11 protein-coding genes are annotated in these 13,118 nt (G+C 46.4%); 8 read left to right on the plus strand and 3 right to left on the minus strand.

The genetic code is table 11. The annotated features are described in order from the left end of the window. Nucleotides 1-132: 132 nt before the first annotated feature. Nucleotides 133-936 carry an adaptor protein MecA gene (locus D6855_RS14895; protein ID WP_120742510.1) on the minus strand — a complete coding sequence of 268 codons (804 nt, stop codon included), beginning with the start codon at nucleotides 934-936 and terminating at the stop codon, nucleotides 133-135. A gap of 694 nt (nucleotides 937-1,630) precedes the next feature. On the opposite strand from D6855_RS14895, the gene D6855_RS14900 reads away from it, so the two are divergent. The 6 genes from D6855_RS14900 to D6855_RS14925 all read left to right on the plus strand — a co-directional run bounded on the left by D6855_RS14900 (nucleotide 1,631) and on the right by D6855_RS14925 (nucleotide 7,264). Further along, complete coding sequence (locus D6855_RS14900) at nucleotides 1,631-3,337, plus strand: glycosyl hydrolase family 18 protein (RefSeq protein WP_120742512.1); 1,707 nt, start codon at nucleotides 1,631-1,633, stop codon at nucleotides 3,335-3,337. A gap of 21 nt (nucleotides 3,338-3,358) precedes the next feature. Then, nucleotides 3,359-4,417 (plus strand): L-threonylcarbamoyladenylate synthase, encoded by a 1,059-nt coding sequence (locus D6855_RS14905; protein WP_120742514.1) that lies wholly within the window; start codon nucleotides 3,359-3,361, stop codon nucleotides 4,415-4,417. A gap of 69 nt (nucleotides 4,418-4,486) precedes the next feature. Then, the gene (gene rpiB, locus D6855_RS14910) at nucleotides 4,487-4,915 is read left to right on the plus strand and encodes a ribose 5-phosphate isomerase B (protein ID WP_120742516.1); all 429 of its coding nucleotides are present in this window, start codon (nucleotides 4,487-4,489) and stop codon (nucleotides 4,913-4,915) included. A 15-nt stretch (nucleotides 4,916-4,930) separates the two neighbouring features. Beyond that, nucleotides 4,931-5,560 (plus strand): uracil phosphoribosyltransferase, encoded by a 630-nt coding sequence (gene upp, locus D6855_RS14915; protein WP_120742518.1) that lies wholly within the window; start codon nucleotides 4,931-4,933, stop codon nucleotides 5,558-5,560. Between the two features lie 13 nt (nucleotides 5,561-5,573). Continuing rightward, a complete protein-coding gene (locus tag D6855_RS14920) occupies nucleotides 5,574-6,056 on the plus strand; it encodes a deoxycytidylate deaminase (protein WP_120742520.1) in 483 nt (160 codons plus the stop codon). Nucleotides 6,057-6,061: 5 nt separating this feature from the next. Beyond that, nucleotides 6,062-7,264, plus strand: a complete 1,203-nt coding sequence (locus D6855_RS14925) for a cell wall hydrolase (RefSeq protein WP_243111969.1) — start codon at nucleotides 6,062-6,064, stop codon at nucleotides 7,262-7,264. 16 nt (nucleotides 7,265-7,280) lie between these two features. Here the strand turns inward: D6855_RS14925 and D6855_RS14930 are convergent, their stop codons facing one another. Beyond that, nucleotides 7,281-7,775: a DUF402 domain-containing protein gene (locus D6855_RS14930; protein WP_120742524.1), complete on the minus strand. Its 495-nt coding sequence runs from the start codon at nucleotides 7,773-7,775 to the stop codon at nucleotides 7,281-7,283. Nucleotides 7,776-7,812: 37 nt separating this feature from the next. Here D6855_RS14930 and D6855_RS14935 point away from each other — a divergent pair, with 37 nt between their 5' ends. Together D6855_RS14935 and clpX are read left to right on the plus strand one after the other, a co-directional pair. Then, complete coding sequence (locus D6855_RS14935) at nucleotides 7,813-10,371, plus strand: hypothetical protein (RefSeq protein ID WP_147368152.1); 2,559 nt, start codon at nucleotides 7,813-7,815, stop codon at nucleotides 10,369-10,371. A gap of 136 nt (nucleotides 10,372-10,507) precedes the next feature. Further along, complete coding sequence (gene clpX / locus D6855_RS14940; protein WP_120742528.1) at nucleotides 10,508-12,079, plus strand: ATP-dependent Clp protease ATP-binding subunit ClpX; 1,572 nt, start codon at nucleotides 10,508-10,510, stop codon at nucleotides 12,077-12,079. Nucleotides 12,080-12,155: 76 nt separating this feature from the next. Here clpX and arcC read toward each other — a convergent pair whose 3' ends face one another. Further along, on the minus strand, nucleotides 12,156-13,094 hold the full coding sequence (gene arcC / locus D6855_RS14945) for a carbamate kinase (protein ID WP_120742530.1): 939 nt from the start codon (nucleotides 13,092-13,094) through the stop codon (nucleotides 12,156-12,158). Between the last annotated feature and the right edge of the window lie 24 nt (nucleotides 13,095-13,118).

Here is a 13,118-nt window from a genome sequence, read left to right on the forward strand (position 1 = left end):
ACAAATCAAGTCTAGCTTGCTAGTTTAAAAGCTAAGGCCATGGGACAGATAAAATGCCCCATGGCCTTTTTGAATGTAGAACTAATTTAAAAATCCCCCGGGTTTCATAACCCCGGGGGACAATTCATTTTATTAGATTTTTGAAAGTGTCTGTACAGCAGCGTCTTTAATTACTACTGTGTAATGCTCTGCCAGATAGTGCTCATCAGCTGTGCTGCCGATTTCGGTTTTACCGTATTCAGTAAGAAGTGAGCAGATATTGGCAAATACTGTGTTATCCAGATCACCCTGATGAAGGATCAGGTAGTATTTGCCCTGAACTTCATTCTTGTATAAGGTGTTGATACCGTTGAATTTCCTTGAAACTATTGCTGCGAATTTTGTAACCTCGTGGAGTGAATCAAAGGAGAATATCCTTGAGCCCTTCCTCCCTGGCAGGTCTTTCTTTTTAGGGCCGCCAGTTTTCTCTTTTACCTTCTTGGAATCTGACTGAGGGCTGAGAGAAGAATCCATGTAGTCGGACATGTTGCTGTGCTGAAGTCTCTTGAAAAGACTCATTACGTCCTCTTCATCATCTTCGTCGTCGTAGTCCTCGTCGTAGTAATCGTCGTCATCAAGGTCTTCCTCTTCGTCCTCCTCATCGCGAACGGATGGGGCAAAGTTAGAAAATCTTGTATCCAGCTCGTCTGGATCGTCGACTTTGGTGATTACAAGAACGATACACTCGGAATTGATGGGGATTGCCTCGATCATAAGAGGAGTATCCTCCGCTTCAAATCCGAACTCTATATTAGCCTGTTGCATCATGTCCTGGAAAAGCTCTTTTGCCTTCTCAGTGCCATATGCCAGCTCTGTAATTTTGAGGTCTCGCTTCGCAAGGTCATCTCTGGTAAGTGTACATCTAATCTGGTGATCATTAACTCTCTCGATTTTCATGATGCATACCTCCTGACTTTGGAATACATAGATACTAAGTTATACAGTATTCTATGTCAATAGATATATCGTCATAATTTAGTGTATTTCTTTATATCTACATAAAATCTTAAGAATTTCTGCCGTAAATCTTAAGAAATTTCGACGGTAAATCTTAAGAATTGGCTGTTATAGTATTTTGTGTGAGGCGCCACTGCATAGGCTAAGATCCGGAAGGGAGGCGCGATACAGGGAAATACATCGAAAGAAAAACAACGATTTTCAAATGTCTTACCGTTCTGGTGAGATGTCTTGCAAAGTTTCTGCAAGAAATTCCCCTATAATTTATTAAATCATCAACACAAATCTATAAAAATGATATAAAAACAAAATTATGTATTTTCTACATTAATTATACCATATTTTGTGTCACGGAAAGTGGCACGTGGAAGGATTTGTGCTTTGTCGCCTCAATGTATTAATTTATGTCAAAAGAATAGAAAACGTTTCAGGAAAATCTGATTGGAGTTTATCACGGCTTTAAACCTTTTGGACTGAGACAAAGACGAGGATTATGATAAAAATAAACAAGAAAAATCACGTAGAAATAATCTTTTGGAGGACCCCATCCATCAACGCATAGGTTGATACATATAGTAATGACGTAAACTAAATAGTTTGCTATAATATAGGGCGATTGTAAAGGAGCTAGAGTATGAAGAAAAAGGTTATACCGGCGATTATTATAATCGTCCTTATTTTTGTTTTTGCGGGGGTTTTTGCGCTGCAGCAGTTTATGAAGCGCTATTCATACAGCACAGAGAAGGCTGATCTTGATAGCTATTTCGGGGTTACTTCCCCAACTGATGTACCGATCATTCTTGGCAACGAATTCATTGAAGAACATGCAATGATATTAGATGGATACTATTACATGGATTTCGATTCCGTTCAGAAGTACCTTAACGACAGGTTCTATGACGGAGACATGGACAATCTGTTCATCTACACAACACCAACAACTATTATCACCAGCGAGATAGGATCAAACACCTGGACAGATACTGACGGTGGAAGCGGAACTGAGAACTATGCCATCACAAGACTTGAGGGCGGTGTTCTTTACGTAGCCCTTGACTACGTCAAGAAGTTTACCAACTTCAGCTACGAGGGCTTTACAGATGCCAATCACATGCAGCTCACATCCAGCTGGGAGGATGAGACTGTAGCTACCATCACCAAGAACACTCAGGTAAGACTTCGCGGCGGTGTTAAGAGCGAGATTTTAAGAGAGATTGAAAAAGGCGAGACAGTAGTTGTCCTTGAGCAGCTTGAGAACTGGTCCAAGGTTAAGACGAATGACGCTTATATCGGATGGGTTGAGAACAAGAGACTTTCAGACACCAAGTCAAGAAGCCCTATCCCTGTAACAGATTACGTTGAGCCAGAGTACACAGGCATTTCAAGAGACCATATCATTAACCTGGGCTTCCACAACATCGGAGGGCCTGCGGGCAATGATACTATCACAGAAGTGATCTCAGGTGCCAAGAGCCTTAACGTTATCGCACCTACATGGTTTGCGGTAACTGGCAATGACGGTTCCATCAGAAGCTATGCTTCTACTTCTTATGTAAATACAGCCCACAACAAAGGCATTGAGGTATGGGCTCTTCTTGATAACTTTACTGGCGGCAGTGAAGTCTCTACAAGCGAAGTACTTAACCACGCAGAGAGCAGAGCAAACCTTATAAGGAACGTTGTTTCAGCCTGCACAGATGCCGGAGTTGACGGTCTTAACCTTGATTTTGAGATGGTTGCTGCGGAGGATGGACAGAGCTACGTTGAGCTTGTAAGAGAGATGTCTATAGCCTGCAGGAAGGCGGGACTTGTCTTTTCCATTGATAACTATGTTCCCATGAACTTCAACGACTACTATGACCTTGAGGAACAGGGCGTGGTTGCTGATTATGTCATCATCATGGGCTACGACGAACATTACGCAGGATCACAGGAGGCTGGATCTGTTGCGTCTCTTTCATATGTAGAAAACGGTATCATCAATACCCTGAAGGAAGTGGATGCAAGCAAGGTCATCAACGCTGTTCCTTTCTACACAAGGATCTGGCATGTTCAGAGCGGACAGGTTTCAAGCGAGGCTGTTTCCATGAAGGTTGCCAAGGAGTACATCGCAAACCACAGCATCGACATGCAGTGGAATTCTGATGCAGGTCAGAACTACGGCGAATATACAGGCAATGACGGAGTTACACACCAGATATGGATGGAGGACGCTGAGTCCATCGGACAAAAGATCGACTCCATGAAGGCCAGCGGGATTGCTGGTATTGCAGAGTGGTCCCTTGGAATGGAGACCAGCGATATCTGGGATACGATTGCAAATTATGTAAATAACGGCTGATAAAGCCAAGAGTTTTAGGTTATGAATACAGAGTTAGTTCAGATAGTTGAAGAGAATATAGATGCCAAGGCTATGGAGGCTCTTAAGCGCGCCGGCGATATCATCAGAAGCGGCGGGCTTGTGGCTTTTCCTACGGAGACAGTGTATGGACTTGGGGGAGATGCCCTTAATCCTGAGTCTTCCAGGAAGATCTACGCAGCCAAGGGACGTCCATCGGACAACCCGCTTATTGTACACGTTGCCGACATGGACAGCGTTTCTGGCATCGTAAAAGAGATCCCGGAGGCCGCTCGTAAGCTGGCTAAGGCCTACTGGCCAGGACCTCTTACCATGATCATGAACAAGTCCGACAAGGTTCCATACGAGACCACAGGCGGACTTGATACAGTGGCAATCAGAATGCCGAATAACAAGATAGCCCTTGAACTCATCAGACAGTCAGGGGGCTACATCGCAGCACCAAGCGCCAATACATCAGGTCGTCCAAGCCCAACAGTTGCAAGATACTGCGTTGAGGACCTCTCTGGCAAGATAGAGATGATCATCGACGGAGGACAGGTTGGAATCGGCCTTGAATCCACAATCGTTGACCTTACTTCAGATACACCAATGATCTTAAGACCAGGCTACATCACTAAAGAGATGCTTGGCGAGGTTCTTGGAAGCGTTGATATCGACAGGACCATAATAGATGGCAACTCCAAGGAGAGGCCCAAGGCTCCTGGCATGAAGTACCGCCACTACGCTCCAAAGGGCGAGCTTACTATCGTAGAGGGCAGCCAGGATGCAGTAGTAGCCTACATCAATGAGAAGGCTAAAGAGGCCAGGGCAGCGGGCAAAAGAGCTGGCGTAATCGGCACAGATGCTACAAAGAGCCTGTACAGAGCTGACGTTGTTAAGAGCGTTGGAAACAGACAGGAAGAGGCTACAATAGCCCACGAGCTCTTTAAGGTTCTTCGCGAATTTGACGACGAGGACATGGATGTTATGTATTCAGAGTCCTTTGACGACAGTGGCATCGGACAGGCCATCATGAACAGACTTCTTAAGGCAGCAGGTCACAATGTAATCCGCCTGTAACGGGCTGATTTTAGCCGCAATGTCTTTTGGATTTGATATAATAGAACTAATGGGAAAGAGGGACAGAAAATGATAGCAATAGCAAGTGATCACGGCGGATTTGACCGCAAGGAATCAGTAAAAAAGCACCTCGAGGAGAGAGGAATAGAGTACAAGGACTTTGGTACCTATGACAAGAACTCCTGCGATTACCCTGACTTCGGAAGAGCAGCAGCTGAGGCAGTAGCAAGCGGAGAGTGCGAAAAGGGCATCGTTATCTGCACAACAGGTATCGGAATCTCCATTGTTGCCAACAAGGTTAAGGGCATCAGATGTGCCCTCTGCTCAGAGACAACTACAGCAAGACTTACAAGAGAGCACAACGATGCTAACGTTCTTGCCATGGGCGGTGGAATGGTTGGCGAGCTCCTTGCCAATGAGATAGTAGATGTTTTCCTGGACACTGAGTTCTCAAATCTTGAGAAGCACAGCCGCAGGATTGCAAAATTAGAGAATTGATGAGGGAGGCGTAGCATGGGCAAAGTAGTTATTATGGATCATCCTTTGATCCAGCACAAGATCGGTTATATCAGAAGAACTGACACAGGAACCAAGGACTTCAGACAGACTATCAGCGAGATCGCAATGCTGATCTGCTATGAGGCAACAAGGGACCTTCAGCTCATGGATGTTGAGATAGAGACTCCTATCTGCTGGACAACAGTTAAGGAGCTTAAGGGCAGAAAGCTCTGCATCGTTCCTATCCTCCGCGCAGGACTTGGAATGGTAGACGGAATGCTTGCTCTTATCCCTACAGCAAGGGTTGGTCACATTGGACTTTACAGAGACCCTGAGACACTTAAGCCAGTAGAGTACTACTGCAAGATGCCAGCAGATGTTTCTGAGAGAGAAATATTTGTTGTAGATCCTATGCTTGCTACAGGCGGATCTTCAGTAGCAGCTATCCAGATGCTCAAGGACAGAGGATGCAGCAAGATCCATTTCATGTGCATCATCGCAGCACCTGAGGGACTTAAGGCAATGCAGGATGCTCACCCTGATGTAGATATCTACGTAGGAGCACTTGACGAGAAACTTAACGACCACGGATACATAGTTCCTGGTCTTGGAGATGCAGGCGACAGGATTTTCGGTACCAAGTAAAGGGGGACCAGGTATGAAAAGAGAAGGTTACATCTCCTGGGATGAGTATTTTATGGGGGTTGCAAAGCTTGCTGCCATGAGGAGCAAGGACCCAAATACCCAGGTAGGAAGCTGCATTGTAAGTGAGGATAACAACATCCTCTCTATGGGTTACAACGGATTTCCCAAGGGTTGTTCAGATGATGACTTCCCATGGGAGAGGGAGGGCGACGACGAGCTCACCACCAAGTATCCCTTTGTCACCCACAGCGAACTCAATGCCATTTTGAACTACAGAGGCGGAAGTCTTGTAGGTGCAAAACTGTATGTATCTCTTTTCCCATGTAATGAATGCGCCAAGGCCATAATCCAGGCCGGCATCAGGACTGTCGTTTATGACAGCGACAAATACAGCGATTCTCCTGCAACAAGAGCGTCCAAGAAGATGTTCGATGCAGCAGGGGTAAGGTACTATCAGTACCAGCCAAGTGGAAGGAATATCAAGATAACAATTTAAGCTATATGAAAATGAGTGGGGCAGCAGGTAGACATGACAACTTCATAAAGCTCTTTTTAAAGAAGGTTGTCGTTTGCACGCTGGCAGCCACACTCCTGTCTGGAGCCTTTAGCAGCACTGTGTATGCTACAGAGGCCACCAAGAAGCAGCTTGAGGAAGCCAAGAAGGCCAAGCAGCAGTCTCAGAGCGAGCTTGAGGGAACCAAGGACAACATCGCAGAGATGAATGAGGAAAAGAGCTCTCTCCAGGGACAGCTTAACAACCTCAATTCCCAGCTTACAGAGGTTTCCAACAACATCGAGCAGCTTGAGGAACAGATAGGGGACAAGGAAACGGATATCGAGAATACCCTGATGGAGCTGGATGCAGCAAGAGCCAAGGAGGAGGAGCAGTACGCCTCCATGAAAAAGCGCATACAGTTCATGTATGAGAAGCAGGACAATCTCCTTCTGGCAACGCTTTTTGGAACAACAGGAAGCTTTGCGAATTTCCTTAACCAGAACAATTACTTCGAGCAGCTTGCAGCCTATGACCGCAGGATGTTCAACGAATATATGCAGACCAGGCAGTACATTGAGGAGAAAGAGGCCACTCTCGAAGAGGAGAGGGAGCAGCTCGAGGAGTACAAGGTAAAAGAGCAGGCTGAGCAGAGCAGGGTGTCAGGCCTTGTGAACCAGACCTCAGGATCCATCAAGCAGTACGCCAATGATATCTCAGAAGCTGAGTCCAAGGCCAAGGCCTTAGAGGACCAGATCAAGGCCCAGGAGGCAGATATCAAGCAGCTTGAAGCTAAGCTTGCTGAAGAGATGAGGCTGTCAAAGCTGGCCAAGTCATCCACCTGGAGAAACATCTCTGAGGTTCATTTTGCAGACGGAGACAGAGCTCTTCTTGCAAACCTTATTTACTGTGAAGCCGGATCTGAGCCCTACGAGGGCAAGGTTGCGGTAGGTGCTGTAGTTATCAACAGAGTGCTGAGCTCTGTTTATCCAGATACTGTTGTGGGAGTAATTTACCAGAACAAGCAGTTTTCTCCAGTAGCCAGCGGAAGGCTTGCATTGGCACTATCCAGTGACAAAGCAACAGCAGCCTGTTACCAGGCTGCCGATGAAGCTATGAAAGGCTATTCGAATGTAGGAAACTGTGTATATTTCAGAACGCCAGTACCGGGACTTTCCGGTATCAATATTGGCGGACATGTATTCTACTGATTGATAGGGCTTATGGTCAGGCGTTTGGACCAGCAGCTATCAGCTCCTCGATAGGAGCAGCCAGTGGCTCGATGCCATCGGAATAGATTTCACCCAGGAGCCTGTTCAGGGAGAGCAGGCTCTTTTTAAGAAGAGTCTCATCAATGAGGCGCTTCTCAAAGGCCTCGGACAGCTCGTCCAGGTCAACAACACGGATCCTGCCGTCGGGGTATATCTTAACGTCAGCAAGAAGATCTATGACCAGGAGAGAGTTCTTTTCCTCGTCGTACTCATAGGTAATGATGTCGCAGTACCAGCAAAGGAGCGACCCATCACTTTTAATAAACTTGCTGATCTTGTAGCCTCTGTCGAGATAGTAGCAGGAATAACCGCTTGAAAGATCACACCGATCCCTAATGGTCTTCCATTTGGTCACAATCATGGTATCGGTGCGTTTAAGAATGACATCGTCTTTTAATTCGACGCATTCATCCGGTATGAAGCGTTTTCGAAGTAAAGTTAGACTATTCATACGAAAATAATACTCTTGTGAGAATTGAAAGTCAATTATGAGAGAAAAGCCAATTAGACTAACAATATTAAAAATCATCTACTTTGTAGTAGTTCTGATCATAGCTCTTTTGGTAGTGAGCAGGTTCTCGAATGGGGACAATGCGGACATGTCTGCACCCATGGCCAAGGCCTCTCTCCCTGTCGTTACTCTTGTTTCTGATGGAAAAGAGATAAACCCCCTTCACGGTTATATCAGCGATGTGGACCTTAATTACCTGCGCGGAACTATCATGCCTGTTGGCGCTGGCAGGGAGGTTTCCTACAAGATCAACACCTTTGGAAACAGGGTCTGGGATATTGCCTTTGAAGTCAGGACCATCAATGGCAGCAGTCTGGTTGAGAACACACTGATCACGGATTACAAGGAAAACAGTGACTATATCGAAGGCTCTTTTCAGCTAAAAGACCTTATCACCCCGGGCACTGAGTACATGCTTGTAATGCTGATGGATACTGAGGTTGGAAGGGCAAGATACTATACAAGATTTGTATGGACTGAGGACGACAAGCTCTGCCACATGAAAGATGAGCTTGATTTTGTGCTGGCGTTCTCTGAGTCCACATTCAATAAGACTGAGATGCAGGAGAATTACACCAGGTATCTGGAGTCCAATTCAGAGGGCGACAATACCACATTTAACAGGGTGAACATCCACAGCAGCTTTAACCAGGTGACCTGGGGTGACATGAATATCACCAAGCATACGACTCCTGACGTTTATGTTACGGACCTTCACGGGCAGACTGGCAGCTACAGGCTGGTTTACAGAGTGACGGTCAAGGATGGAACGGTGTCAAGGCTCTACAACGTAACTGAGAGCTACCGCGTAAGGTACACCACAGACAGGATCTATCTTCTGAACTTTGACAGGACCATGAATTATATCTTTGACTCCACATCTTATGCGGTGGGAGCTAACACGATCGCTCTTAGCATCTCTGATCCGGAGCTTCAGCTGGTGGAGAGCAGCGGCGGTAGTGCCTTTGCTTTTGTCAGTGAGAACAGGCTCTATATGTTCAACGGAACTGAGAACAAGCTGGCATATCTCTTTGGATTTTACGACGTTGACAACGATGACCCAAGGACCAGATGGGACAACCATTCCATCAAGATCCTTAAGGTGGATGAGGCGGGCAATGTTAAGTTTGCCGTTGCGGGCTACATGAACCGCGGTATCCACGAGGGCTGCGTTGGAATTGCAGTATACGACTACAACACCGCCATCAATGCGGTGGAGGAGCAGGCTTTTGTTGAGAGCAAGCAGTCTGCAGAGATCCTCACAAGCTACGTTGGTTCCATAGCGTACCTTAGCAGCAGTGATGTCTTTTACTGCATGCTTGATCAGGATATCTACGCAATTGACCTTGGGGCCAAGACAGCAAGCTCCGTGGTTGATAATATCGGCGCAGGAGAGTACAAGATCTCTGAGGCGGAGAGCACCATCGCATGGCAGAGTGACCTTCAGAGCCTTAGCCTTATGAACCTTAACAACAAGGCTAAGTCAGATATCAAGGCGGAAAACGGAGACTACATAATCCTTCTGGGATTTATGGGAGAGGACCTGGTTTACGGTCTTTGCCACTCCGCGGATGTTGGAATAGACAATATTGGTAATCCGATCTACGCAATGTACAACATCAGGATCGAGGACCTTGATGGTAATACCCTTGAGAACTACCATCCTGACGGCGTTTACGTAACCGGAGTTACCATAAACGGCAATCAGCTAAAGCTCACCAGAGTTGTTAAGAACGAGGAGAGCCAGAACTTTGAGGCTACTTACGACGATCAGATCATCAGCACACTGAAGGCTGAGGCTGGCAGCAATACATTGTCGATCCTCTCCGTTGAAGTGTTTGAGAAGATCGTTCAGATCACCACCAAGAACGACATTAAGTCCAAGCAGCTCAGGGTCCTTACACCTAATCAGACCCTGTTTGAGGGCACAAGGAATATCGTGCCTGATATTGAGAGAGATGTAAAAGAGAAGCCGTTCTATTACGTATATGGGCTTGACGGAAGTGTGGATATCTACACACATCCTGCGGACGCTGTATCCACAGCTTATAACAAGCCTGGCGTGGTTATCGGAGATGACAATGATTACATCTGGATCAAGGGAAATCTCTTAAATTCCAATCAGATTATGTCAATCACCAGAACCGCAGAGAGCTATGAAGACATCACAACTATTGATCCTACGGTTGTCTGTCTTGACCTGATGCTGAGATTTGAGGGCGTCAACAGAAATGTGCAGGCCCTTCGCGACGGCGGACAGAGCGTAACAAGTATCCTTAAGCAGTCTCTGCCAGAGGCTCAGATCCTTGAACTGGACGGATGCCCGATGCAGGCTATGCTCTACTACGTAAACCAGGATCTTCCTGTTCTCGTGATGCTTAACGACGGATCTTCTGTACTGCTCATTGGATTTAACCAGCAGAACACTGTGCTCATGAATCCTCAGAACGGACAGGTTTATAAGTACGGTATGAATGATACTGAGAAGCTCTTTGAGGAGAATGGTAATCACTTTATTACTTATGTTAAGAAGTGATGATGGCTTGGGACTGGTAGGGCTGGTCCTCGAGAGCATGGATTGACTTTATAAAGAATTAACTTGTATACAATGGAATTAGTGAATATAATAGTCTGAAAGTGGTGTGGTTATTACTTAAAGATCGGAGAAACACATGACAGATAACAGAGACGATATGGACTTCAGGGAAGTCACTGACGACGAGTCCGTAGATATAAAAGACGAAAAGAAAGACGACAAAAAAGAAGAAAAGAAAGACGATAATCCCAACATCAGCAGCGCTCGCCGTGAGGACTACGAGGATGTGTGCTTTGTGTGCAGACGCCCAGAGAGCAAGGCTGGGAAGATGTTCCATCTTCCAAACAACATCTGCATCTGCGATGACTGTATGCACAAGACCATGGATGCAGTGAGCCAGTTCGATTACCAGAACCTGCTCAACAATCCAAACCTGATGAATGAGCTTAACAAGAATACAGGCGGATTCCCTGGATTTGGATTCTTTGGAATGGATGGCAAGAATGACGGCGGAATGAACCTTGGCGGCATGAACATGGGTGGAATCCCCAACTCACAGAAGATCAAGAAAAAGAGTGAGAAGCCTGAAAAGCCAGCCTTTGACATCAAGAACATTCCATCACCTCACAAGATCAAGGCCAAGCTCGACGAGTACGTAATCGGCCAGGATCAGGCCAAGAAGGTTATGTCCGTTGCTGTTTACAACCACTACAAGAGGGTTGCAACAGACACAATGGATGAGATAGAGATCGAGAAGTCAAATATTCTTTTGCTGGGACCAACAGGAAGTGGTAAGACATATCTTGTTAAGACCCTGGCAAGGCTCCTTGATGTGCCTCTTGCAATTGCTGATGCCACATCCCTTACAGAGGCTGGATACATCGGCGATGATATCGAGAGCGTAGTAAGTAAGCTCCTTGCGGCAGCAGGCAATGACGTTGAGAAGACCGAGCACGGAATCATCTTCATCGACGAGATCGACAAGATCGCGAAAAAGAAAAACACAACCTCAAGAGATGTCAGCGGCGAGTCCGTTCAGCAGGGAATGCTCAAGCTCCTTGAGGGTTCAAATGTAGAAGTTCCAGTTGGCGCCGGCAGCAAAAATGCCATGGTTCCGCTGGCAACAGTAAATACCAGGAACATTCTCTTTATCTGCGGCGGAGCTTTCCCTGACCTTGAAGAGATCATCACCCAGAGGCTCAACAAGCAGACTTCCATAGGTTTCGATGCGGACCTCAAGGACAAGTATGAGAATGATCCAAATCTTCTTACCAACGTCACCATCGAGGACCTCAAGAAGTTTGGAATGATCCCTGAGTTTTTGGGAAGACTCCCTATCATCTGTACACTTCAGGCTCTGACAAAAGAGATGCTGGTGAAGATATTAAAGGAACCCAAGAACGCCATCTTAAAGCAGTACCAGAAGCTCCTTGCTCTTGATGAGGTTGATCTTGAGTTTGACGATACAGCTCTTGAAGCCATCGCTGAGAAGGCCATGGAAAAAGAGACTGGAGCCAGAGCTCTTCGCGCCATTATCGAAGAGTTCATGCTGGATATCATGTATGAGATCCCCAAGGATGAGAACATCGGAAAGGTGACCATCACCAGGGATTACATAGAGGGCAAGGCTTCACCTCTTATCGAGATCAGAGGTGACAATGTTCCAAAGCTCCCTAAGTTCAACACAGAGCAGGCAACCAGCGTTTGATAAAACTAAATATGCGACAGGCATTTAAGGCAAAAAATAAGACCAGTTGGATGACAACTGGTCTGTTTCTTTGGAATCATGCGTATGTGATGAATGTTCCTGCCTTGCCCTTAAGCGCGTCGCCAACGGAGCTGATTGATGTGATGAGAACTGATCCGTCGTGGTTGCTCTCAAGAAACTCGATGGCAGCTTCGATCTTAGGAAGCATATCAACTTCTCCGAACTCGCCTTCCTCAATGTACTGGCGGGCTTCAGCCACAGTCATCTTGAGGATTGGCTCCTCTTCTGGAGTTTCAAAGTTCTTGTAAACATAAGGAACTGATGTTAAGATAATGAGTCTGTCAGACTTAAGGTCTGCAGCAAGCTTACCTGCGATGGCATCTTTTTCGATGACAGCAGATGCTCCCTTGAGGACGTGACCCTGCTCGATTACAGGGATTCCGCCGCCGCCACAGGCGATGACTTCCTGTCCTGCATCAACAAGTGCCCTGATGGCATCAATCTCAACGATGTCGATTGGCTTGGGAGCTGCGATGATCCTGCGGTAGCCGTTTCCTGGCTCTTCTTTTACGAAGTTGCCCTTCTTGACCTCGGTATCAGCGTCTTCCTTGGACATGTTCCTTCCGATGGCCTTGGTTGGTGCATAGAAAGCTTCATCGTATGGGTCTACAGTAACCTGTGTTAAAATAGTACTTACAGGGGTAGATATTCCGCGACTTGTGAGCTCAGTCTTAAGTGAGTTCTGGATGTCGTAGCCGACATATCCCTGGCTCATGGCACTGCATACACACATAGGCGCTGGAGTATAATCAATATATATTCTGTGGAGCTCTGTCATGGCCTTGTGGATCATGCTGACCTGAGGGCCATTGCTGTGGGTGATGATGAGCTGGTAACCAGCTTCAACAAGATCCGCCAGAGCTTTGGCAGTAACTTTTGTGGCATTCATCTGTTCATTGGTAGTAACGCCAAGGGCCTCGTGGCCAAGTGAAACTACTGCTTTTACGTTTTCCATTTTTGCCTGCCTTCCGTATTAGTT

The sequence above is a fragment of the Butyrivibrio sp. CB08 genome (assembly GCF_003625485.1).
Classification (GTDB): Bacteria; Bacillota; Clostridia; order Lachnospirales; family Lachnospiraceae; genus Butyrivibrio.

Bases quoted from the DNA above. Each gene is read 5' to 3' on its own strand.
- D6855_RS14895 (WP_120742510.1), bottom strand. From the start codon at position 936: ATGAAAATCGAGAGAGTTAATGATCACCAGATTAGATGTACACTTACC.
- D6855_RS14900 (WP_120742512.1), top strand. From the start codon at position 1,631: ATGAAGAAAAAGGTTATACCGGCGATTATTATAATCGTCCTTATTTTT.
- D6855_RS14905 (WP_120742514.1), top strand. From the start codon at position 3,359: ATGAATACAGAGTTAGTTCAGATAGTTGAAGAGAATATAGATGCCAAG.
- rpiB (WP_120742516.1), top strand. From the start codon at position 4,487: ATGATAGCAATAGCAAGTGATCACGGCGGATTTGACCGCAAGGAATCA.
- upp (WP_120742518.1), top strand. From the start codon at position 4,931: ATGGGCAAAGTAGTTATTATGGATCATCCTTTGATCCAGCACAAGATC.
- D6855_RS14920 (WP_120742520.1), top strand. From the start codon at position 5,574: ATGAAAAGAGAAGGTTACATCTCCTGGGATGAGTATTTTATGGGGGTT.
- D6855_RS14925 (WP_243111969.1), top strand. From the start codon at position 6,062: ATGAAAATGAGTGGGGCAGCAGGTAGACATGACAACTTCATAAAGCTC.
- D6855_RS14930 (WP_120742524.1), bottom strand. From the start codon at position 7,775: ATGAATAGTCTAACTTTACTTCGAAAACGCTTCATACCGGATGAATGC.
- D6855_RS14935 (WP_147368152.1), top strand. From the start codon at position 7,813: ATGAGAGAAAAGCCAATTAGACTAACAATATTAAAAATCATCTACTTT.
- clpX (WP_120742528.1), top strand. From the start codon at position 10,508: ATGACAGATAACAGAGACGATATGGACTTCAGGGAAGTCACTGACGAC.
- arcC (WP_120742530.1), bottom strand. From the start codon at position 13,094: ATGGAAAACGTAAAAGCAGTAGTTTCACTTGGCCACGAGGCCCTTGGC.